This window comes from Longicatena caecimuris, assembly GCF_004341945.1.
In the GTDB taxonomy this organism is placed as follows: domain Bacteria; phylum Bacillota_I; class Bacilli_A; order Erysipelotrichales; family Erysipelotrichaceae; genus Longicatena; species Longicatena caecimuris.
In genome coordinates this window covers 39,806-64,192 of sequence record NZ_SMBP01000002.1, presented here as the reverse complement: position 1 = coordinate 64,192, position 24,387 = coordinate 39,806, and the positions used below count along the sequence as shown (strand labels likewise).

Genomic DNA, 24,387 nt, shown 5'->3' with positions numbered 1-24,387 from the left:
ACATGGAACGGACTACAGGAATCTTACTACCGATTTTTTCACTGCCGTCAAATCAGGGTATCGGTGATTTTGGCAAGCATACGTATCGCTTGATTGATGCAATCGCAAAGCAGCATATTCATATTTGGCAGATATTGCCATTGAATCCTGTCGGATATGGGAATTCACCATATCAGCCGTATTCTTCCTTTGCCGGAGATGAGCTATACATCAGTATAGATACATTAGCTGATTATGGCCTTTTAAAACAAAGCTCTATTCGTAACTATAATAAATTTAGTGAACGTGTAGATTATGAAGGCGTGCGCAAATTCAAAGAGCCTTATTTAAGAAAGGCATTTAAAACGTTTCAAAAAAATTTTCATGAGTTTGAACAAGAGTATCAACTGTTTACGTCACAATCAGAATGGCTGTATCCATATGCGGTCTTTATTACCTTAAAGAAACAAAATGATGATAAGCCTTGGCAACAATGGCCTAAGGAGCAACGGGAGTGGATCATTGATCGCCACTACTCTTTACAAAGCCTTGAAAATGAAATCCGTTATGAGGAGTTTCTACAATTTATCTTTTATAAACAATGGGCAGGCATAAAAGAATATGCGAATGCCAAAGGTGTTAAGATTATGGGTGATATGCCATTCTATGTCGGTTTAGACAGTGCCGATGTGTGGCAACGTCAAGAAGAATTCTTATTGGATGCAGATGGTTATCCAACTTTTATCGCCGGAGTACCACCTGACTATTTCAGTGAGGATGGTCAACGTTGGGGAAATCCAATTTATCATTGGAAACAGATGAAAAAGCAGCATTATGATTTCTGGATGAAGCGCTTAGCATGGAGTGCTGCCAACTTTGATATCACCCGTATCGATCATTTTCGGGCATTTGATACGTATTGGAAGATTCCGGTGGAATGTCCTACGGCACAGGTTGGAGAATGGATAAGCGGACCGGCTTATGACTTCTTTGATGAAGTATATCGTCAGATGCCTGATATTCAAATCGTCGCTGAAGATTTGGGTGATTTGCGCAAGCAGGTGCATAAGCTGCGAGATCATTATCACTTATTAGGAATGAATGTTGCTGAATTTGAATTGGTTCCAAAGCAATTAAAGAAAAAACGCAGAGAGCATGTGATTTTATATACTGGCACTCATGATAATGATACGCTGGAAGGTTTTTATCAAGATTTACCGCAAAACCGTAAAATTGCACTGCGTAGATATTTTCACAACTGTGGCTATGAAAACCGTAATTTCCACGAACTGGTTATTCGCTATTGCTTAAATAGTGCAGCAGAAGTTGTCATCTTACCAGTACAGGATATTCTGGGATTGAAAAAAGAAGGCAGGATCAATACACCGGGGACAATAGGTTCACCTAATTGGGAATGGAAACTGAAGAACTTAAAAACCTTTTATGAATTGTTACCAAAGCTTGGTGATTGGATCAGGGAAACCGGCAGAGATCATTAAGTAATGATGCTAAATCATCATTTCATGAGGAACGGAAAAATTTCTTATTCAGAATCGTCATATATAAAAAGGCAAATTAGTTTGCCTTTTTATATTCCTTCCCATGCTATAATTCTAAGTTTTGTGACACAAAGCAAAAAGCTGATATAGTAATTTATTTATAGTGAAAATCAAAAACTGCACATATCGTCATGTGCAGTTTTTATATAGCGATTAATTAAAGTTGGAAAATGGATCCATCCCATTTTGTTGATCGGATTGTTGCGATTTTTCATTATTGGAAGTGGTTGTTGATGCGTCAGCTTCACCAAGTGTCACCTTGATGGTCTTCGTTTCATTATTTCTAAGTATATTCATTGTCATGGTTTCTCCGGCTTTATGACTATTTACGGCAGTTTTTACATCCGCAATATCGCTAACCTTCTTACCGTCTACCTTTAAAATCTGATCACCGACTTCTAAACCTGCTTTGTCTGCGGCTTTACCACTTTCCACTTTAGCGATGTAAACAGCAGACATGCTTTCACCATAAGGATTTGTTGCGGTTGAAAGGGTAACTCCTAAAGAAGCACGGCCTTTTACATACCCATTTTCAATCAGATTTTCAATGACATCTTTCGCTCGGTCAATCGGAATAGCAAAACCAAGACCCTCAATATTGTTGCCACTGGATTTGGCATTAACAATACCTATCAGTTCACCTCGATCATTAAACAAACCACCGCCAGAATTACCTGGATTGATAGCAGCATTCGTTTGTAATAAATGCATTTTCTGATTATCAACGGTAATTTCACGATCTAAAGCAGAAATGATACCAGAAGTTACGGTTCCACCTAATTCACCTAATGGATTTCCGATAGCAACCGCCGTATCACCAACTTCCAACTTGCTGGATTTTCCCATTACAGCAGGAGAAAGATTGCTGGCTTCGATTTTAATGACAGCTAAATCGGTGGATGCATCGGTCCCAATCAATTTAGCATTATAAGATTTTCCATCTTTTGTTGTCACAGTGACTTTATCAGCACCATCAATGACATGGTTGTTCGTGACAATATAGCCATCTTTGGTTAAGATAACACCACTACCGGCTCCAGATGATACTGCTTGAGGAAAGAAACTATTCGTGGACACCGATTCGGTTTTAATTTCAACGACGCTGTTTGCGGCAGCTTCGGTGATTTGTTTAATGCTCATCGTGTCACCATTGGCTGCTGTTGTTGTAGTTTTTGTGGTGTTGGCAGATTGATACATGATGACACCGCCATTACCATTGATATGATTGGCAGCTAAAGTACCGCCAAATCCACCGGCTAAAGCCAACAGGAAACAACCTGACATCATAACACCGCTTTTATGCTTTTTTATGAAAGGCACTTTTGGCTGCTTTCCATTGTCAGTCAGTGCTTCTTCAGTCGAAGTGGTTTCTTCTTGTTTTACATCTTCTTCTAACGTCGTTTCTTCTTTTACTGGCTCTTTTTGAGTACTTGTTTCTTCCTCAGTGTCAGTGACTGTTTCATTTACTACAGTCTCATCATACTTGTTTTCATCTTTGTTATTCATGTTTTCGACATTACTGTTTTCATTTTCGTTCATATACTGCTCCTCCTTTAAGTATGTTTTCTTTACGCCTTTTAGTATACAGATAGATTATCTCAAAAAAATTTTATAAATATGTGAAAATCAGATGAATTTTTTTCAAAGTTGGATGGAAATATGTGAAAAACGGGATAAAATCACGAAAAAAATGCCAAAAAGTAAAGGATTCCCCTTTTCTTACTTAAATACGACATTTAACTATGCTATAATAACAATGGAATGTGTATCATACATATTCGTTCGTAAACGTCGGTATACTTTCGTATTTATATATAAAAAGAAAATGTGGGAGGGAATTACACATGGCAAACACCAGTAAAAAGAAAATGACAGCAACAGCAAAGAAAAGTGCTGCAGCAAAAGCTGAAACTGTTAAAAAAGAAACAAAGAGCGAAGAAGTTAAAAGTATTGCCGTAAAACCAGAGGCTAAAAAACTTACGACTGCAAAAGAACCTAAAAAGATCACAGCTGCAAAAGAACCAGAAAAAATTACGGTAGCAAAGGAACCAGAAAAACTAACTGTGAAAGAAGAACCTAAGAAAACCGTAAAAAAGGAAACCAAAGCAGAAACAAAGAGTACAAAAGCTGAAACAAAGAGTGCGAAAGCTGAAACAAAGAGTGCAAAAACGGTGAAAAAGGAAGAAACCAAAACGGTCAAAGCGGCGAAGAAAGAAACGCCTGCTACTAAAAAGAGCGTTAAGGAAGAACCTAAAAAAGAAGAAACACCGGTTAAGAAGAGTACAAAGAAAGCGGAAACGAAAAAAGTAGAAGCGAAAGAAGAAAAAAAATCGGCTGTGAAAAAAACGGAGACAGTTAAGGAAAAGAAGCCAGCTGCTAAGAAAGCTGCCAAAAAACCAACAAAGAAGGAAAAAACTGCTGTCTATGAAGTGTTGTCTTTAGAAGAATGCATCCAGCGTATGCAAGCCATGGGTGTACAGCATGTGTATGAAGATTATGCACGTTTCTTGATGGATGAGGCTGACATTAAGAAACTAGAGAAAGATATCATTGAGGGAAATAACTTAAAGAATGCAGACTTTGCTTACGAAAAAGATGGTTATGATACCGACTTAGTGGCTGTAACTTTAGGTAAGGTGGCTGATACTATGGACATTAAAGCAATGGATTATAAAGATATTAAGAAGGATATGAATACAGCGGTTAAGACTACAATCAGTGAAGATGCTGAAGTAAATGCTGCTGAATATCTGAAGGAATTTAAGATTTGTGAAAAATTGCTAATGATTGGTCAGCGCAAGAATATAGGGGATTCAGCGATTGTCAGCGAATTGATTGGTGCAGATGTTGATGCATTTGTTGCACACTTCTTTGATTTGGCATATGCTATATTGCCAGATTGGCAGTATGACGATGTGAAATTTTATGAAGATTTCGCATATGCCGTATTATCTCAATATTATGATTTATTTACAAAATATCAGTTGCGTATTTTGATGGATGTTGCTGATTTATATATCAAGCATGGTGATTTCCAGCATGGTGATGAATGTTATGGTTATATCTTACGAGATAATCAAATCAAAGATTATATCTATTATCGCTTTGCATCTGTTTATGAAGATATTGACTTTAATAAAGCAAAAGCGTTGGCTTATGAGTCTTTACAGTACGTAGATGGACGCTACACATATTATCAGAATATCATGGATATTATTAATAAATAGTTGAGCATAAAGGACTGTTGATCAAAAACAACAGTCTTTTTTATATGCTTATCAAAACTCACATGCCCAAACAGCCGTAACGTGTTTCTCATCCCGCTTATTGAAAAAAGGTAAGTTCACTTGAACTTACCTTATATATTTAACTGGTGACGCGTACGGGATTCGAACCCGTGAGTGCATGCGTGAAAGGCATGTGAGTTAACCGTTTCTCCAACGCGCCATTTAACTGTTGCCACGTAATTATAACAAAATAGGTTTTAAGCGTCAAGAACTTTTTGTAAAAAATTAATATCCGCCAGACTATTTATCAGATGGAGCTTAATACACTTTTTACTTACTTATGGTAATCTTTAAAAATGCGCATTTATTTTAAGAGTATACTAAGGTTTTTACATCAACAATGTTTCTTTCATAAGAGTAGATGGCTTATGATTAATAGCTCTGCATTTTTATATGTTATGCGTTTTTACATATTTAATTAATTAAAATATAATATATATTGAATTATAATACTATACGATGTATAATATTATGGAAGAAAGGTGATGTATATGACATTTCAGCTTGGATCAGCATTGCTGGATGCTTGTGTCTTAGCGACCTTGCATAAAGAAGACACATATGGATATCGGCTTACCCAGGAAGTAAAAGTAGTGATGAGCGTGAGTGAATCTACACTATATCCGGTTTTGCGTCGATTGATGCGAGATGGGTATTTAGAGACATATGACCAGCAGCATATGGGCAGAAATAGACGATATTATCGTTTAACAGAAACAGGAAGAGTCAAATATGAGGAATATGTTGAGGAATGGAAACAATTTTCCAGTAAAATTACAGACATTTTAGAGGGAGGCGTTTGTGATGAGTAAACAACAATATCTAGAAGAACTTCGGGTTCGTTTAAAGGGATTATCACAAGATGAAATAGAAGATGCATTATCTTATTGTGAAGAATATTTTGATGATGCAGGTGAAGGGAATGAGCAACAGGTCATAGCCGATCTTGGTTCACCTTACAAATTTGCGGCACAGATAAGAGCTGATGCAGAAATACGACGTCATAACACGACATTTGCAAATGACCAAAATACAACCAAGAAATCTTCTCTAAAAAGCATTATTGCAATTATTCTTGGTATCTGTGCATTACCCATCGCATTGCCTTTGCTGTTGGCATTGGTTGCAGTGATATTTGCTCTATTTATAACAATAGGAGCCTTTGCTATCGCCGGTCTTGCATCCGTAGGAGCGATTGCATTTACAGGCTTTCCCTTACTTGTTAATGGATTTTATCATTTAGAAACACCAGGCAATGCATTGATTGCCATTGGCGGAGGTTTGTTATGTATCGGATTGGGAATCTTGCTGCTCTTATTATTTATCTGGTTGATTCGTACTTTGTTGCCGGCATTCATGCGACTTGTAACAAACCTTTATCACAAAGCAAAGGAGGGAAAGCATTATGAAAAAGCATAATGGGATAAAAGTAACTTTAATCATTTCCATAATTTGTGTCATCATCGGTGCTTTCTGCATTGGCATGGGAATTGTGCAAAATGGGGATATTGCCTATTTACGAGTTGATAACCAAACAGCTCCTTGGTGGCCCTTTCATGGTAGCTTTGGTATTCACCTTGAAGAGGTCGCTGAAGACATTTCAAAAACGAAAACATTCTCACAAACTTTTGATGATGTAGACAAGTTAGAATTAAACGTAGCAGCCGTGAACACAACGATACGTGTGGGTGATAACAACAGCTTGCGTTTTTCCAATATTTATGAAAATCAGGTTAGTGTTTCTAGGAGTACAAATACCATGAAAGTAGATGTGAAAAATAAACATTTTCTACATAAAGCACGTTTGGATATCACATTGAAAAAAGAGGACTTATTGAAAAAGTTAGAAATTGATGCTTCCGCAGGTCATTTAACGGTTCAAGGTCTGCGTTTAAAAGATCTGATAGTAGATGGTGACGCTACAGAAGTAGAAATGCAAAAGGTACAAGTTTCACGTAAAATGGAACTGTCAGCGCAGGCGGGCAGCATAGATATGAAAGAAATGGTGAGTGAGCACAGCGAATTTGATGTACAGGCAGGAAGTATTGATGTTTCCGGTGATTTACGCGGTAAAACGAAAATTGATTGTCAGGCCGGTAGTGTAAATCTGTACTTACAAGATAAAGAGAATCAGTATGGGTATCAGATAAAAAATGAAGTGGGCTCTGTTGAACTTGGAGAGCAAGACTATAGTGGATTATCGAATGAAATCAGTGTACGTAATGATGCGAAAAATCAACTAGATATTGACTGCCAGGCTGGCAGTGTGGAAATCGCTTTTGATCATGCGTGATATTCAGACACTATGCGAAAGCACAAAGTTGTTTTGGAAGCAAACTTCTGGAAAGCCACTTTCTTTTCCACCATATGATGAAACGGAAAGAAAACATAATGAAGCAAAACTACAGGAACAGCTTAGTCATATGACAGAGGATGTGCAGGAAATTAAAGCATTGCTTCCTGCATTCGTTGATATCTCTTGGATGTCTAAACAAGATCAGCAACAATTTGAAACTTGCACCCAAAAATTTATTGAAGATGCGAAAGCTTTTGATGAAAATCTTCACGCTGAAGAGGTATTTCAGGCACTACGCAATATGTGGATCATTTGGATGTTAGAAGTTGCTTTTCAAAAACCCATACAATATCATCAAGCCATGTTTGGTTATAGTATGCTGTATCCATATTCTGATAATGTGTTAGACGATACCCTTATGGATAAGGAAGAAAAGAAGGCTTTTAATCACTGGTTCATGCGGCGACTGCATCATCATACAGAAGCTTTTGCACATCCGTATGCCAATAAGATGCATCAATTGGTGGAAAAAATAGAACATCAGTATGCACCATCAAGTTATCAAGATGTGTATCAAAGCCTATATTTGATCCAAGAGGGACAGCAACAATCTTTGCGTCAACAGCAAACGATACCTGAGAAGGACGTACTTGAAATTTCCATTTGGAAAGGTGGTACTAGCGTCTTAGCGGATGGTTATTTAATCGACGGGCATTTAAGTGATGTGCAACAGGAGTTTTGTATGCTGTTTGGCTTTACTTTACAGGTAGCAGATGATTTACAAGATGTTGTAGAAGATGATCAGCATCACCATCATACCTTAGCTACTATATGTAATAAGGTAGAACGCAAAGCCTTATTGGAAAAACTTTGGGTTTTCCTTGAAAAGGTCGTTTTCACACACATTCAGGATGAGCAAGTTTGCCGCTTTATTATCAAAAATTGCCGCGAAATGATGTTGTTGTCAGTTTTACAAACGGCAACCTACTTTCCAACTTCCTTTGTCGAAGAGATTAAGGCAGCTATGCCATTATCCTATGAATGTATCAAAGAGCTTAAAAATAAAGTACTTATGAAGATAAAAGAAAAACAGGTTGAAAGGGGATAGAAGTGTATGCGTAAAATCATGATGATATCACTACTTTTGGTACTATTCATAAGCGGTTGTTCCCGTACTAACGAACAAAAATATCTGAAGGATTTTGATTATTTCATCAAAACCATTGAAGAAAATTATCCATTTTTAGAAATGAGTGAACGTTTGTCTAATTTGCAATGGGAGAAGGCAAAAAAAGCAGCACGTGATAAGGTGGAAAGTTGTACATCTATGAATGATTTTGAGAATATTATTGATGGTGTATTGGAAAAATTACACAATGGTCATACACAGCGCATACAAGATACACAATCGCTGATGTATACCATGAAACTATATGAACAAAGTTTTGCGAAACAACCTCGGGATTATCGTTATCAGATGATAAAAAAGTTGAAAACAAAAGCTGTTTATGAACACTATGGCTTTGATGAGAAGCAGTTCTGTGATTATGTTTTACCAAATGCAGCAACGGATGAGAATGTTACGGTAAATGCAAAAGCACTTCTATTAGATGGACAGGTTATGTATATCCGCATTCCTAAAATGTTATCTCTGGAAACGAGTAAAAAAGATGAAGAAATGCTAGCCTCCTTTTTAAAAGCAAATCAATCCGCAAAGGCATTGATCTTGGATATCCGGGGCAATGGTGGAGGGAACTCGCTATATTGGTCTGAAATGTTATTGCCAAAGATCGTGGATAAAACAATCACGGTAACTTCTTATGTCTTCCTGAAAGATGGGGAATATGCCAACATGATCGAAGGAGAACGTATTACGGATATGAAACTTCCAAACATCCGCTTCCCAAAATCAGAATTTTCTCAATTCTCACATGGCATTGTAGGTGATATGAAGGTGGTACCAGCGAAAGATAGCATTCGTTTTAAGAAACCAATCTATCTATTGATTGATGAAAATGTGTACTCTTCTAGTGAAATGCTGGCTAACTTTCTAAAACAAAGCAAAGCAGCAACGATTGTTGGAGGAGTGAGTGGTGGAGATGGTATTGGAAGTGATCCTGTATTATTTGCATTGCCTAACAGCGGCATAGTGATACGTATGGCTATATGCTTAGGTGTAGATGAAGATGGAAATATCAACGATGAGATCAAGACACAGCCGGATGTGCACGTTAAGTCAACGACCGTTAATGAAGTCAGCACGAAAGAGGATGTTTGTATTCAAACAACCTTGCAGCTTATTGCAGCACATGGTAAATAAGTCATTATGAAATAATCCAGAATTTAAAAAAGCTATCATCTAGAGTATTTGGTAGATGGACAAAGGTTTGTCATAAGAAGTTATTGTATGGCATCTATCTTGCATAATTTAATATGATAAAGTATGAAAAATGATAATGTATAAAAAAAAGTCCGCTTGGACTTTTTTTTACTAGGGTTTAAGATACGTAAAACGAGGTGTTTTCTCACCATCAACTTCAATCTCTTCAACAAACATACGCAATGGTCTTACCCATACCTTACCATCCCCATACAGCTGTCGATAAACCGCGTAAGCTTCTTCATTTTCTGAATGTTTTGCAATATATAATAAAGCATAACGTTTTCCTTTGTAGTGTTGATAAACGCCAAGAGGAATAGAAGGTGTTGTTATGGCAAGCTGTGATGCATCTTCTTCTTGATAACCATCTGCTATTGGAAGCGGAACTTTTGGCATAGCTGTTACATCCTGCGCAGATGCATTCTTTTTCGTCGTAGTTTCATTTTGTGTTTCTGTGTTGTGCAAGGTTACTGCTTTATCACTTGGTGTTGAAGAAACAGCTGCTACATCTTCCTTCTCCACCAGCAACATGGAGCTTTTAGCAGGCATTGAAATGATAAAATGATGTTCCAAGCAATTGTAGGCTTTTTCATTTAACATGTCATATAAATGTGCAGATTGTACTGGGAAATCAATATCAGCACTTTCATCACTGACATTGAAAATTGCATATACGCATTGTTCAGCCGTTTTACGAGCGAAGACGAACTGTTGATTGCGCACGATGACTTGCTGATAATCGCCATGCTTTAAGGCCGGTAAAGCGTCATAAGCTTTTCCCAGTTTGCAGATATGAGAAAATAATGCCGTATTTTCTGTCGCAAGCTCTGTCAAAGTTAAACAAGGGCGGATATCGGCATCACTGCCATCATGTTTTGTGCCTTTGATGCCATATTCACTACCATAATAAATTGATGGAATCCCCGGCATTGCATATAACATGGTATAAATATTTGCCAGATCACGTTCTTCCTTTACCGTACTAGCTAAACGATTTACATCATGATTATCCACAAAATCATATAGAACTAGATCCTTATAAATACCTCCATTACCACCAAACTGACGGTTTAAGGAATAAGCAATTTCAAAATAATTCTTTTCGTTGTGTGAAGAATACAAACCTTTATAACATTCATAGTTGGTTACTGAATCTAACATATCCGGATTTGCCCAACGGTTATAATCACCATGGATAATCTCACCCATTAACCAAAAATCAGGATTATGTTCTTCACAAAATTGTTTTAAGCGTCGAAAGAAGGCAGGGTCAATACAATCTGCAGCATCTAAGCGCAAACCATCAATGTGGAAATCATCCATCCACATCGCAATACTTTCTAATAAATACTGAACAACTTCTTCATTTTGTAAATTCAATTTAACTAAATTGTAATGTCCTTCCCATGTATCATAGGTAAATCCATCATGCATGGGGTTATCCCATTGAAAGTTTAGATTATGGAACCAATTGCAGTAAGGGGATTGTTCACGCTTTTCCATAACATCACGAAATGCCCAAAAATAACGCCCTACATGATTGAAAACGCCATCTAATACGATGCGAATGCCGGCTTTATGCAAAGCATCACAAACTTCTCGAAAATCAGCATTGCTGCCTAACCGATTGTCTACTTTGCGATAATCACTTGTATCATAACCATGTTCATAACTTTCAAATACAGGCCCTAAATATAAGGCATTGATATGCATTTTTTGTAAATGGGGAATCCATTCTTTAATTTTTAAAATACGACTTGTTTGTTGCTCTTGATGGAACTGCTCACATCCACAAAAACCTAGTGGATAGATATGATAAAACACTGCATCCTTTGTCCATGATTTCATAAAAATTTTTCACCTCATGGTATTAGTATAGCATATATTTCTATCAATTTGTCCATTGACAAAAAGAAAAACAGGGTTTTCAATACCCTGTTTAGCATAGTTAATCAATTGGAATGAAACGTTTTTCTTCGACCTTCTTAGGCGCTTCTTTTGGAATCAGCACATGCAACTCTCCGTTATCAAAGCTTGCTTTGATATCCTCCTGCGTAATGCCTTCACCGATATAGAAACTTCTTGAACAAGAGCCTGAGAAACGTTCCTGGCGAATCAGATTGCCTTTGGCATCCTTTTCTTCATTTGTTGTATTGCGGGATGCATGGATAGTTAAATAGCCTTCCTTAAGTTCCATCTGAATGTTTTCTTTCTGATATCCAGGCAATTCCATATCCAATACATAGTTGCCATCCTTCATGCGGATATCGGTTTTCATATTACTGCGATCATAAAACATGTCATCAAATGCATCACTAAATAAACCTGGTAATAATTTCATCATACGATACACCTTCCTTTTTTATACGTTACTCAATTGGGATGAAACGTGATTCTTCGACCTTTTCAGGAGCCTCCTTAGGGAATGTAATTGTTAATTCACCGTTTTGGAAGCTGGCATGGATATCACTTTCCATCAGGTTATCACCGACATAAAAGCTTCTCTTGCATGTCCCGCTATAGCGTTCCTGACGAATCAGATTACCCTTATCATCTTTATCTTCCTTTACCTGATGATGGGCAGCTTGAATGCTGAGATATCCATTTTGTAATTCCATATGAATATCTTCTTTTTGATATCCAGGAAGTTCTACTTCCAAGATATAGGTGTTATCTTTCTCACGAATATCGGTTTTCATATACTCCATATTGCGAGAAAAGAAAGGATCTTTAAACACTTCATCGAATGAGTCATTGAATAATCCTGGCAGCCGTTTCATATACATCGCCTCTTTTTTTGTTTTCATATTTATGAAACACTACCCGATAAGGTCTTACCTTATCTTCGCTTATATTATAGCACTTGTTTTAGCACTGTCAACACTAGAGTGCTAAAAAGATTTTGTGAAATTATGTCAAAGTTTGTTTGCATAGGATTTTCCTTTACGCCATCATAGGGCATCTTGAGGAAGACATAAGAAAAGAAGAATCGCTTTTCGATTCTTCTATACCGCTTTATAAATAGCGCGGATTTCTTGCTGTTTGCTTTCTTCAATATCTTTAATAGCATAAGCAGGTTTTGCAATATAATATCCTTGAAGATAATCGATATCGTGCTGTATCAGATATACCAGATCCTCATGTGTTTCAACGCCTTCTGCAATTACCTTGATATCATGGCTGTGAGCAAAGCTGACAACGCTTTTTACAAGCATTTGGCGTCCTTTATCGTGGGCGATATTTGTAATGAATTCCATATCGATCTTGACATAGTCTGCTTGTGCGTTGAATAAGCGATGATCACTGCTATAGCCACTACCAAAGTCATCTAAAGCTGTTTGGGCATGCCAGCGGCGACAGAAGTCTTGTTTGCTTAGCATATAGGAATGTTCGATTTCTTCGCTTTCCAATAATTCAATAACAATTTTGGAAAGATATTCATGATAGTGTTCTTCTAGGTATTGTTTAATTTCGTCAAGCATCGGTATACTAGGGATACTATTAATGAATAATTTCCATTGTTTATCAATCGCTACCTGTTGACTGAAATGGGATAAAGATTGTGTCCAGGTCATATACTCCACACGGTGCAATTGTTTTTGTGTTTTGGCGACTTGCATGACATCGGATGGGGTTTTTAGAATATCACTATTAGGACGCATAAGGGCTTCAAAACCTAGTACAGCACCAGTTTTGGCATCAACAATTGGCTGGAAAGCATAGCTGACACGTTGCTCTTCTAAGATATTCATCAGTTCCTGACGGCCATCAAATATTAAGTTGTTGTGAAGATAATGTTCTTCACTAAAGGTACGGATATTTCCTTTTTGTGTGTTTTTTACCTCATACATTGCAAAATCTGCATGTTTTATCAAGGTATCAAAATCCATAGCATCTTTTGGCATCCAAGAAATGCCGGCAGATACTTTTACACGGGTAATATCGTCATTGCCGAAATGCATTTTCGTTTCATTAACAACTTCATGAATATGACGGATATGTTTCAAAATGGCTTCTTCATTTTCAAAATGGTGATAGAATAAGAGGAATTCATCACCAGCCATACGAGCTGCGATACAGTTAGGTCCGCGTTCCTTTTGTAGTACATCTGCAAGTGCACAAATCAAATGGTCACCGGCATCATGACCGTAGGTATCATTAACAAGTTTTAAATTGTCAAGATCCCATAATACCATGGCGCAGGTTTTCAAATCAGCTTGTTTCAGTATTGCTTCACAATGGACACGGAAAGCTCTGCGATTCAATAGTTGGGTCAGCACATCATGATCACGTTCATACATCAGATGTTCTTTTTCTTGTATTTCCAAAGTCACATCGCTGACGACAATCACACGATTTCCTTCGACACGATTGATGAGGAAACGCAGCCAACATGTTTGTTCTGCGGAATTTGTAACATGTATCAGATAGATGTCACTGGTCCTATGTTCTGTATTTATCTGTTTTTCGCTAGAGATGATTTTTTTATTAAAAAGCTGTATTTCTTCCATGAAAGCTTTAAACGTGTATTCCATTTTTGAAGGATCACGAAATCCCAACAATGTTCCTACTTTTTCTGTACAGAAAACTTTACGTTCATTATATATCTCAATAGCTCCAATTGGGATATCGATTGTGTGTAGGACATAGGATAAGCGAGTTTCTGCACCATGCAAATGATAACTTAGATCTTCAATGGAAGCACTTAATTCATCAATTTCCTTGATATGGGTTTTCGGCAGTTCAATCTTATTGGTTGTTACCGGTGTTTGCCGAAGTCTTGTGGCTAAAGCGCGAATCGGTTTCGTAAACAGCATACTGCCATATAAAGCTACCAGTGTCGCAATGATTAAAGCGGTGATACAGGCATATAGCAAAAGCTGATGAATTTGTTTTGTTGAATAAAAGATTTCATCTTCAGAACCAACACCGATTAAATACCAAAGGGTATCTTGAAATGGGCTAAAGGATGAATAAAGCTTTAGCTGATGAGCACAAGCAAGGGTATCATCACTGAGTGCCGGAGCACTGATGCGTTTCCCATAAGGGGCATCCGTTAATACGATGGATGTATCGTATTTCAAATAAGCACTGTAGGCTGGTCCATTCGATAGGATGATATGATAGGCATCATCGCTTTCTCGATTGGCCAAAAGGAAGGCTTTTTTACTATGATCATTTAATTCTTCATAGGGCAGATAGTTCTTTAGATACTCAACGGAAAGGTCGATACCCAGTACACCATAAACCTGATGATCCTGGTTGAATAAAGGAATGTTGTAACTAAGTAAGGGAGTAGGGGAGTCAGCCATATGTGAACTAGTGCTCCAATAGCCACAGTTCAACATGTTCAGCTGAGGGTTTTCTTCCGCAGCTTTTTTTGGCTTAAAGTAAAAATCGAATGTATCCTCGTCTTCCTTCATCGTAAGGGAGGGTTTCCAATTCTGATCTAAGATAAAGTCATTTTGTTTTAATAAGGCAGCATCACCATACTTGGCCGTAATATCTGTTTTATCATTGAAAGATTCTTCGGGGGAAGCATCTTGCAGATAAAAGGCTGGATATTCTTTACTGTGAAAAACCTCTTTGTCTAAAATAAGGTAAATGCCGTTGATTTTTTTGGTTTTGGTTAAACTATGCAGCCGATTTAAAATATCTTCATTTAAGTAAGGCGATGTTAATGTTTTTCTATGCTCATAAAGTGGATGTGTAGCAGAGATGATCATGGCTACATCATCTGTATCTAAACAGCGTTCATTTAAGTTTTTTTGAATGGCGTCACTGCGATACATGACACGCTGATCAAACAGGTTAAAACTGCTGGCCTTTAAATCTTGCAAGGCACTGCTGTTAAGAAGGGAGATAAAGAAAATCGAAGATATGAGCAAGACCAAAATAATCAGAGTTAATAACAGGCGTTGAAATAATGAATGCACATGCCGTTGCTTCATTGTGCCTTATCCCCTTGTAATAGAGCTTCCATATCTTTACGGCATTGCTGTACCCATTTGGCAAAGTTTTCATCTGATAGATAATAAGCCATGGCTTCTTCTTGGCTCTTACCTGCTTGTATTTCTTTCTGAATAGCTTTTTGATCTTCAATGGCTTTCATATTAGCAGCTTTTTCCAAATAGCTGCGTGCTTCATAAGAACCATCAAAGGAATTTGCTGCATACAGTTTTTGATCATTGACCTCATCCATCGTTGTCTTAACAATATCCTTTAATAAGTTGTTAGGGTTCATATTATGTTTCTTCAAGGTCGTTTCCCATGTTTGATAGGTGTTTGCCTCTTTTTTAACAGGCAGATAACTGGATGCTGCAGAAAATGTAATATTACGCTTTGTTTCCGTAAACCATTGTAAGAAGACGATGCAGGCATATTCGCTTGTTTCATCTGCTTTTGTTATGGCTATGCCACCACCTTGCGATATGACCGCATTTTGGGCATTTTCAAAATGTGGTGTTGGCAATACCAGATAACTCACTTTTTGTTTATCCCCATGTTCATCAATGACTTCGTTGGGATAAAAGGTTCCTCCAGCCGTTGAAGAAACGGTAGCAATCACATCTTTTGTTTTAATATCATCACTGGCAAAACGTCCGTTTTTTACATAGTATCCTTTTATAAAAGGAATGTAATAATTATCCCAGAGACGACGCAATGTTTTATCACTGATGGCAAAAGCTACTTTCCCATCCTTTTCTTGAAAGATATCATCTTGTAGCTGATGTGCACCACAAATGAGATAATTTGCCAAAGCATCACGGGCAAAAAAGGCTTTGCCATTGCTATACTCATAATACAATTCCGCTGTTTTAGCTAAGCCTTCCCATGTGGAAAGATCCGCCTTACTCACATGAGTGGCGCTAGCAAAACGATCCCATTCTTCTTTATTAATAATCATGACCTCACTGGCCTTAGCGATTGGAAACAGCATGGTTTCATCGCTGCCAACATAGCGACCATCTTTTAAAAATCCATCTACATATGTGTGAATTTCTTTTTCGCTAAGGTAAGATTCCATAGATACCAATTTATGTTCATTCATAGCCATCTGTGCGGTATCCTGATAGGCGGCAAACATGTTAGGCAGTTTTTCCGTCTCTTCCTTATTTTTTAATAACTTATTCACATCATTTGCGATATTGCTGATGCTTCCTTTTCCGATAGCATCGACAATAATGCCTTTTTCTTTTCCGACGGTTGTATTAAATTCTTCAACAAGATCATCGAAAGCTTCTTTTTGTGAACCGCTGTAATAGTGCCATAAACGTAAAGTGACAGGCTGATCAGCAGATAAACCGTGATTGCTGTTAGAGCTACAGCTACTCATTAGGAATAAGGTACTCAATAGGATTGCCCCTAATTTTTTTATGTTTTTCATAATGTCCTACCTCCTAGGTGAACAAGCGTTTATTATCCTTATTATACACCATATTGTTTTTTCTCGCGTATTTAATCATAGATTTATGACAATTTTGTGAATAACATGTATCTTATGTGGAATAGAAAAGAAAGAGGCTGATGAAGAGGGTAAGGGAAAATATCGAGAAATGCTAAAAACGAAAGCAATCGAACATTAAAACGTAAATAAAACAACAAAAAGTGCTTTACAAATGATTGGAAATGTTCTATTATACAAGTAAGGAGGAAGGAGAATGTACGATTCTCTAGAAATAACATATGAAACCAAACAAAAAAGCAAATGAAATGACAGTAAAAGAATTAGCAGCCTATATTGATTATTCGGTTTTGAAACCAGAGTTTACGGAAGAAGAAATCATCGCTCTAACAAAAGATGGTGTGGAACTTGGCTGTGCAACCATCTGCATCAACCCGGGATATATGGATTTATGTGAACCTATCGTAAAGGGCAGCGATACGATGCTTTGTCCTGTATGTGATTTTCCTTTTGGCACAAGTTCTACTGAATCTAAATTAAAACAAATTGAAATTGTTGCTCGATATGACACCGTAAAGGAAATTGATGTTGTCGCTAATTTCGGGCATATTCGCAGTGGAAAATATGATGCTGTTACAGCGGATTTAAAAGCATGTGCCGAATTAGCACATTCCTATGGAAGAGCATTAAAAGTTATTTTTGAAACCGATGCTTTAAATGAAGAACAGGTTAGAAAGACTTGTAAATGCTGCATAGAAGCAGGTGTTGATTTTGTAAAAACGAGTACCGGTTTTTTAACTGGATATGAGGCACATGGGGCAACTTGTGAAATCATTAAAGTCATGATGGAAGAAGTTAATGGAAAATGTAAGGTGAAGGGAAGTGGCTGTATTCGTACAAGAGAACACTTCTTACAACTCATTGATATGGGCATTGATCGTATGGGCGTGGGCTATCGTTCTGTACCGGTAGTTTTAGGATTGGATAAAAAATAAGAAAATGATAGACAGAGAGTGTTGTGCTTTCTGTCTTTCGTATATGGATGTTATAATTATTAAAGAAGGTGAGAGCAATGAAGGAAGATTGGCTGATAGAGCCACTACAGGAACAACGTTTTGATCGAGCACGTATAAAGCGTTTGCGCAATAAGATGGAAAAACGTAAGGCTTCCATTTGCAGTGAGCGGGCAAAACTGTATACACAAGTATTTCAGAACAATGAAGGAGAACCTTATATTTTGCGCAAAGCGCAGGCATTTGCTTATACCCTTACACATATGAGTATTTATGCAGAAGAGGATTCTTTGATCTTTGGAAATATGGCATCGTGCAATTTTGCCGCTCCGATTTATCCTGAATATTCCATACAGTGGGTGTTAGATGAATTAGACAGCTTTGCTCAGCGCGATGGTGATGTATTTACCATCAGTGAACAGGTAAAGCAGGACATCAAAGACATCGCGCCTTTTTGGTTGTCCCATACCCATGAAGATGAAGTAAACCGTCATATAAGTGATGATATCCGTTTGGCAGAGAAACAGGGAGTATTGCATCGTGGTGGTATCTCCATGAGTGGGGATGGACATATCGTACCTGATCATGCCATGGTTTTACGTTATGGTTTTCGCTATTTCATTCAACAGGCACAAACAGCATTGCAAAAAGATGACATCAGTGCTTCTTCAAAAGCTTACTATGAGGCAGTCATTCTAGTTTTAGAGGCAGCTTTGCAATACTGTAAGCGATTTGCGATCTATTTTAAGGAAAAGGCCAAAACATGTAAAGATATTGCGAAACAGATGGAATATCGAGAATTAAGTGATATGGCCGCAACCATGTTAGAACAGGGAGCACGTAGTTTTCATGAAGGTTGTGAAATCGTCTATCTGATTCATATCTGGCAAATGATCGAGAGCAATGGACATTCTTTCTGTTATGGACGTTTTGATCAATATATGCTGGACTTATATGAGCAGGATATAAAGAAAGGAATCTTAACAAAGGAAAATGCATTAGAAATCATCACGCATATGTTCCTTATGAATTCCTCTTGTAATAAGGTACGTCCATATGGCCATACACGGTTTTCACAAGGATATCCACTCTATTCCAATCTGGTTGTGGGTGGTCTTATGCCGAATGGAAAAGATGGCACAAACACATTATCCTATTTATGTATTGAGGCGATGCATTTATGCTCTCTGGCAGAACCTAATTTTTCGGCACGTTACCATAAGGATTCTCCACGTTCTTTTGTTGAGGCATGCGCTAAGCTTATTCGCACCGGCTGTGGCATGCCGAGTATGTTTCATGATGAAACAGCAGTGGCCGGTCTGCTTTCTTTGGGCATTCCTAAAGAAGATGCCTTGGATTATTGTCCGATTGGTTGCGTGGAAACCGGTGTACCTGGTAAATATGGCCATCGAGCTACGGGCATGACCTATGTTAACTGGGGAAAAGTGTTAGAAATCATGTTGCACAATGGCTATGATCCAGCAAGTGGTATCCGTATGTTGCCATATACAGCAAGTGAGGAAGCCTTTGTCGATTTCCAAAATTATGAAGAGCTGTGGCAGGCTTGGAAGACCTATTTAAAGTTTTATTCCGACATCAGTGTACAATGTGATGCTATCTGTGATGCTTCATTAGCTGTTTATGATGCCGATCCTTTTGCTAGCTGTCTGATTCAAGATTCCTTAAAATTAGGGAAGACTTTAAAAGAAGGCGGATGCCGCTATGATGTGATATCACAATCTAATATTGGACCCAGTGTCGTTGGAAATTCACTTTATGCAATAAAAAAGTTGGTCTTTGAAGATAAACGATTTACCATGAAAGAATTACTTGCCGCCATGCATGATAATTGGCAAACAGAAGCAAGTCGTAAGATTCATAAGCTTGTTAAAAAGGCTGCTAAATTTGGCAATGATCAGGATGAGGTTGATAAGATCGTAGCGGATGTTTTCTATTCTTATCTTGCTTTATTGTCTGATTATGAAACGCTGCGTAAAGGAAAAGGGCCAAAGGTAAGCTGTTATACGATGTCTACTAGTAATATCACCTCTTATGTACCAAATGGGTTTGTGGTAGGGGCAACTCCGGATGGGCGTTATGCCGGGACTCCTTTAAATGAAGGGTGTTCACCAACACAGGGAAGTGATACCCAAGGACCTACTGCGGTTATTAATTCGGTAGCAAAATTGCCAAATCATATGGTGGCTGCCGGGCAATTGTTAAATATGCGTTTTGCACCTGCGGCATTGCAGGGAGATGAAAATTTAAAAAAGTTTGTTGACTTTCTGTATGTATCTGCACGCAAAGGCATTTATCATAATCAGTTTAATGTCGTTGACAGCCAAACCTTGCGTGATGCGCAGAAACATCCGCAAAAGCATAGCGATTTAATCGTACGTGTAGCCGGATATTGTGCACAATTCATCTCTTTGATGCCACAAGCACAAGAAGCCATTATTGCTCGCACGGAAAATCAAATAACTTGTTAGCAATCTAGGAAAGTCTTGCTAAAATCAGATGGATGAACGCGTAAGACTTTCCTTTTATTTTTATCCATTGTGTGTTATTTCTTCGCGTTGGATACGCAAAAGAACAAATTTATAGTATAATGAAACAAGATATTGAGGTGAAGTACATGCTGGCACATGAAAGAAATGATTACATCCTGACTAAGCTCAATGCCAAAGGGTGTGTGAATGTTCGGCATCTGTCACAGGAATTAGCTGTGAGTGAGGTGACGATACGTCGAGATTTAGAAGAAATGGAAAAGCAAGGCTTATTGATACGAATACATGGCGGAGCCAAAAAAAATCAGAAAACGGATATCCTGTCAAAGAATGATGAAAGCCGTATGCTCGATCGCCTACAGCTGCATTTTGAACAAAAAAACCGCGTTTGTAAGCAAGCAGCAGAATTCATCAAGGATGGGGATTGTGTTTTTTTGGATGGAGGTACCAGTATTTTTCCAATGCTTTCATATTTGCAAACGAAAAAGATTAAAATCGTTACTCATAGTACCTTGATTCAAGAGCATTTTGACAGTGATGTGGCTGAATTATTCGCAGTAGGCGGTAAACTGATACCGGAATATAAGATGGCAGTGGGCCCCATAGCGTTAGAAACTTTGCAACGCTTTAACTTTGATTTTGCGTTTATTGGCTGTGCCGGTATTGACTTATTGCGTCATAAGGTTTATACAGCAGAAATGGATACACTGGCAGTAAAAAAGCAAGCCATGCAGCTTGCTCAACAATCTTATTTGCTTATTGATTCCAGTAAAACTAAAATCAAAGGTTTTTGCAGTTTTACTGACTTTAGTCGTTTTGACGGTATCCTATGCGATGAAGGTGTGTTACAGGAAGATGAAGAGCTACCGGAAAACTTTATGATTGCAAAAACTGAATAAAATAAGTCAATGTATTACCATTTATATCTAATATTGGAACAAGTATAAGGAAGTTTATATCATTGAGTACATGGATTATTCATGATTTTAATACTTTCTTTTCAAATAGAAAAATTAAATTCATATCACTGTCTCTGTTCATTTATATTTAATATTTATTTACCATGCTGAAAATTCATTTGTATGATTTTAGGGGGATTGAGAAATCTAAAAGGGTATTTTGTCATCAAAGGTATGAGCAGAAAATAAGAAGTTTTCACTTCTGCTTTCAATAAACTGAGAAACGATATACTCATGTGTAAAAATGATGACGTTAATACTTAATTTTATAAATTGACGGGTGAGCACAGCTCATAAGATAATCATCATATTCTATCAGCTATCTAGTAGTCTACTAGTTTAACGCTCTCATTGTCCGAAATTTTAAAGCTACATGAAGTCATAAAATCTTCATCATTGTGAACAGTATCACCGCCATAATCATGGCTGCCCCATTTATCTTATTACTGAGGGGAATTGATAAGAACTATAACAACGATTAAAACAATTTTTTCAATTTAAGATCTTTTAAATATAAGAAAACTTTTTTCTATTCATAACTAGATAAAAAAGAGCTATGATGAATCCTAATATCTCTGCTATTGGAACAGCTATCCAAACACCAATCTCGCCAAATATCTTTGGGAGAATAAGAATAGCACCTATGATGAAAATAAATGTTCTGGAAAATGATATAATCGCCGATGTTTTACCATCAGAAAAAGCTGTAAACATAGAAGATGAGAAAATACCTAATCCCATAATAGTAAATGCTAGAGAGTAAATATTGAACCCATGCAATGTTATGTTATAAACATCACTATTTGCAACAGTGAAAATAGTTAATGCTCTTGTCAAGAATATATGCATTAATATGTTTGCTACTATTGAACTAATGATTAGAAACAAGATACTGTTTTTAAAGATACATTTCAATTGCATTTTATCATCATTTCCAAACTTATAACTCAGAATTGGTGCGATACCATTAGCGTAGCCAAAATAGAGCGCTGTAAAAATATATTGAAAATATAAAATAATCGTTATAGAGGCAACACCATTTTCTCCGTAAAACTGTAATAGAGTATAGTTAAATAAAAATGTAGTAGCTGCATTTGCTAAGTTTGTTATCATTTCTGATGAGCCGTTTGTACAAGACTGCAATAGTACTCTGCTATCAAATTTAGGTCGGACAAAATACAGCGCATTATGCTTAGCAGTCAAGAAAAAATGTATACCGACAATAGTAGGAATGCAGTAGCCGATTCCTGTTGCAGCTGCCGCACCTGCAATTCCCATATTTAATGGTGCCATAAAAACGTAATCCAGTACTATGTTTGTTATCCCTGCTAATATTGTAACAACCAATCCTAATGATGGTTTTCCAGCAGTTACAAAGAAGGTCTGAAAAGCAGTTTGTAGAAAAAATGCTGGTGCAAATGTAAATATAATTTCTGCATAAGTAATTGATAATGGAGCTTGTGTTGAACTGGCACCTAAAAATGAAACGATATTTGAAGTAAATAAATTTCCCAATATAGCAATAGAAATCCCTATTAATAACTCGACGACGATAAGAAAACTCAAATTATTTTGTGCTTCTTTCTGTTTTCCCTCGCCCATCTTTCTTGCAACAATAGCACTACCTCCAGTTGCAATCATAATGGCAATGGCCATTTCGCAACAGATAGCAGGATAAAGCATATTAACTGCTGATAATGCAGTAGTTCCAATCAAACGAGAAACAAACATGCCATCTATGATAATGTACATGGATAGACTTATCATCATAATTACGTTTGGTATGGCAAATGATAGTAATGAAGCAAAGTTAAAATTTTTAGCCAATGTTTTATCCATTTTCTATTTCCTCCTTTAGTAATTCATAGTATTTTGTATTGCTCTCAATAAGTTGTTTTCTTTTTTCTTCTCCTAACTTATGCATGGCGTTTTCTTCCATTTGGTATAATCTATTCAAAATAGAAGAAGCGAATATCTCACCGTTTTCAGTAAATGCAATGAGTCTTTCTCTTTTATTTTTAGTACTGGCTGTAATAGTGATATATCCTTTTTTTTCAAAGTCCAATAAAATACCATGTACAGTCTGTTTTGGTAAAGCCCACCATTCACAGATTTGTTTTTGTGTGCATTTTTTATAATCATTTAGAGTATATAAGATGACTAGAGCATTATAATTTAATTGATGTTTTTTAGCCCATATCCTATATAAATCTAATGTTCCACTTAGAGCAATATTGACTAATTTGATTTGTTCTCGAATTTGCATAATAGCCTCCTTTTTATAGTACGGATTCGTACCTTTATACATTAGTACGAATCCGTACTAATGTCAACGGTCATTTAAAATTTGCTTCACGATCTCTTGATTTACTATTAACTTTTTCAAGTTAGACACAAAAAAGCATTGTTACAATAAAATAACTCATAACAATGTTACAATATTTTAAATATATGATTTAAAAATTTATATACTGCTATGCACCATCAAATGCTGATACGTTCATTTTTGAATATCAAGCTATTCAGAAACAGTCATATCTAAACCTATCGCAAGTTTATTATTTATGATTTTTCTTCACATAATTCTTTATAATAGTTTCTGAATATATAAGATGAAATATCCTTTACCTCGTGTATGGTTAATTTTAGTATATATCATTTATAAATGCGATAGTATCCGTACCCAATTGGCAAAGAACGCAAAAAGTTGTAACTAATGGGGTATCTTTAAAAGCATGAAATTAGCAATAAAAGCTTTTTATTTCTCCACCGGATATAAAGCTTTATTTACATAAGAAGCAGAATAGCTTCAATAAATATTCGAAAAGCTATATCCATTATGGCACGGTCATCAGAATAATTTGATACTGCTTTTCAAATGCGTCAACAGGCATTGTACTGTAAGAGGCAATATCCTGTTAAATTGATTCTGCTTTAATGCCCAAAAAGGCTTCACTGTTAGCAAAATAAGTGTATATTAATTGCTGCGAATCACTTCAAAA

18 protein-coding genes and 1 tRNA gene are annotated in these 24,387 nt (G+C 36.9%); 10 read left to right on the top strand and 9 right to left on the bottom strand.

Annotated features, from left to right (window positions below):
• Window positions 1-2 precede the first annotated feature (2 nt).
• On the top strand, window positions 3-1,478 hold the full coding sequence (gene malQ / locus EDD61_RS01835; RefSeq protein WP_008687470.1) for a 4-alpha-glucanotransferase: 1,476 nt from the start codon (window positions 3-5) through the stop codon (window positions 1,476-1,478).
• 213 nt (window positions 1,479-1,691) lie between these two features.
• On the opposite strand, the gene EDD61_RS01830 is transcribed toward malQ, so the two are convergent.
• A complete protein-coding gene (locus tag EDD61_RS01830) occupies window positions 1,692-3,077 on the bottom strand; it encodes a S1C family serine protease (RefSeq protein ID WP_008687471.1) in 1,386 nt (461 codons plus the stop codon).
• 305 nt (window positions 3,078-3,382) lie between these two features.
• On the opposite strand from EDD61_RS01830, the gene EDD61_RS01825 reads away from it, so the two are divergent.
• Window positions 3,383-4,765: a neurofilament protein gene (locus EDD61_RS01825; RefSeq protein ID WP_132223546.1), complete on the top strand. Its 1,383-nt coding sequence runs from the start codon at window positions 3,383-3,385 to the stop codon at window positions 4,763-4,765.
• A 144-nt stretch (window positions 4,766-4,909) separates the two neighbouring features.
• Here the strand turns inward: EDD61_RS01825 and EDD61_RS01820 are convergent.
• Window positions 4,910-4,985: transfer RNA gene (locus EDD61_RS01820), tRNA-Glu, on the bottom strand.
• 331 nt (window positions 4,986-5,316) lie between these two features.
• Here EDD61_RS01820 and EDD61_RS01815 point away from each other — a divergent pair.
• From EDD61_RS01815 to EDD61_RS01795, 5 genes are read left to right on the top strand one after another with little or no spacing between them, the layout of a single operon-like run.
• The gene (locus tag EDD61_RS01815) at window positions 5,317-5,637 is read left to right on the top strand and encodes a PadR family transcriptional regulator (protein WP_008687473.1); all 321 of its coding nucleotides are present in this window, start codon (window positions 5,317-5,319) and stop codon (window positions 5,635-5,637) included.
• The gene (locus EDD61_RS01810; RefSeq protein ID WP_008687474.1) at window positions 5,630-6,244 is read left to right on the top strand and encodes a DUF1700 domain-containing protein; all 615 of its coding nucleotides are present in this window, start codon (window positions 5,630-5,632) and stop codon (window positions 6,242-6,244) included. Before EDD61_RS01815 ends, EDD61_RS01810 begins: the two co-directional genes overlap by 8 nt.
• Window positions 6,231-7,118 carry a DUF4097 family beta strand repeat-containing protein gene (locus EDD61_RS01805; protein ID WP_132223543.1) on the top strand — a complete coding sequence of 296 codons (888 nt, stop codon included), beginning with the start codon at window positions 6,231-6,233 and terminating at the stop codon, window positions 7,116-7,118. Before EDD61_RS01810 ends, EDD61_RS01805 begins: the two co-directional genes overlap by 14 nt.
• Complete coding sequence (locus tag EDD61_RS01800; RefSeq protein ID WP_132223731.1) at window positions 7,111-8,229, top strand: hypothetical protein; 1,119 nt, start codon at window positions 7,111-7,113, stop codon at window positions 8,227-8,229. The genes EDD61_RS01805 and EDD61_RS01800 overlap by 8 nt, the downstream gene beginning before the upstream one ends.
• 6 nt (window positions 8,230-8,235) lie before the next feature.
• On the top strand, window positions 8,236-9,441 hold the full coding sequence (locus EDD61_RS01795; RefSeq protein WP_132223540.1) for a S41 family peptidase: 1,206 nt from the start codon (window positions 8,236-8,238) through the stop codon (window positions 9,439-9,441).
• 171 nt (window positions 9,442-9,612) lie between these two features.
• On the opposite strand, the gene EDD61_RS01790 is transcribed toward EDD61_RS01795, so the two are convergent.
• The 5 genes from EDD61_RS01790 to EDD61_RS01770 form a co-directional block, all read right to left on the bottom strand.
• Window positions 9,613-11,349 carry a DUF1653 domain-containing protein gene (locus EDD61_RS01790; protein WP_132223537.1) on the bottom strand — a complete coding sequence of 579 codons (1,737 nt, stop codon included), beginning with the start codon at window positions 11,347-11,349 and terminating at the stop codon, window positions 9,613-9,615.
• 100 nt (window positions 11,350-11,449) lie between these two features.
• A complete protein-coding gene (locus EDD61_RS01785) occupies window positions 11,450-11,845 on the bottom strand; it encodes an Hsp20/alpha crystallin family protein (protein ID WP_132223534.1) in 396 nt (131 codons plus the stop codon).
• Window positions 11,846-11,870: 25 nt separating this feature from the next.
• The gene (locus EDD61_RS01780; protein WP_008687481.1) at window positions 11,871-12,281 is read right to left on the bottom strand and encodes an Hsp20/alpha crystallin family protein; all 411 of its coding nucleotides are present in this window, start codon (window positions 12,279-12,281) and stop codon (window positions 11,871-11,873) included.
• Window positions 12,282-12,506: 225 nt separating this feature from the next.
• Complete coding sequence (locus tag EDD61_RS01775) at window positions 12,507-15,452, bottom strand: EAL domain-containing protein (protein WP_132223531.1); 2,946 nt, start codon at window positions 15,450-15,452, stop codon at window positions 12,507-12,509.
• The gene (locus EDD61_RS01770; RefSeq protein ID WP_132223528.1) at window positions 15,449-16,888 is read right to left on the bottom strand and encodes an extracellular solute-binding protein; all 1,440 of its coding nucleotides are present in this window, start codon (window positions 16,886-16,888) and stop codon (window positions 15,449-15,451) included. The genes EDD61_RS01775 and EDD61_RS01770 overlap by 4 nt, the downstream gene beginning before the upstream one ends.
• A gap of 299 nt (window positions 16,889-17,187) precedes the next feature.
• On the opposite strand from EDD61_RS01770, the gene deoC reads away from it, so the two are divergent.
• From deoC to EDD61_RS01755, 3 genes are all read left to right on the top strand, one after another.
• Window positions 17,188-17,901 carry a deoxyribose-phosphate aldolase gene (gene deoC, locus EDD61_RS01765; RefSeq protein ID WP_008979425.1) on the top strand — a complete coding sequence of 238 codons (714 nt, stop codon included), beginning with the start codon at window positions 17,188-17,190 and terminating at the stop codon, window positions 17,899-17,901.
• A gap of 77 nt (window positions 17,902-17,978) precedes the next feature.
• Complete coding sequence (locus tag EDD61_RS01760; protein ID WP_132223525.1) at window positions 17,979-20,408, top strand: glycyl radical protein; 2,430 nt, start codon at window positions 17,979-17,981, stop codon at window positions 20,406-20,408.
• A 146-nt stretch (window positions 20,409-20,554) separates the two neighbouring features.
• Complete coding sequence (locus EDD61_RS01755; protein ID WP_132223522.1) at window positions 20,555-21,325, top strand: DeoR/GlpR family DNA-binding transcription regulator; 771 nt, start codon at window positions 20,555-20,557, stop codon at window positions 21,323-21,325.
• 567 nt (window positions 21,326-21,892) lie between these two features.
• Here EDD61_RS01755 and EDD61_RS01750 read toward each other — a convergent pair.
• Both EDD61_RS01750 and EDD61_RS01745 read right to left on the bottom strand, forming a co-directional pair.
• Window positions 21,893-23,224: an MATE family efflux transporter gene (locus tag EDD61_RS01750; RefSeq protein WP_008687490.1), complete on the bottom strand. Its 1,332-nt coding sequence runs from the start codon at window positions 23,222-23,224 to the stop codon at window positions 21,893-21,895.
• Window positions 23,217-23,651, bottom strand: coding sequence for a MarR family winged helix-turn-helix transcriptional regulator (locus EDD61_RS01745; protein ID WP_008687492.1), 435 nt, complete (start codon window positions 23,649-23,651; stop codon window positions 23,217-23,219). Before EDD61_RS01745 ends, EDD61_RS01750 begins: the two co-directional genes overlap by 8 nt.
• Window positions 23,652-24,387: the final 736 nt, after the last annotated feature.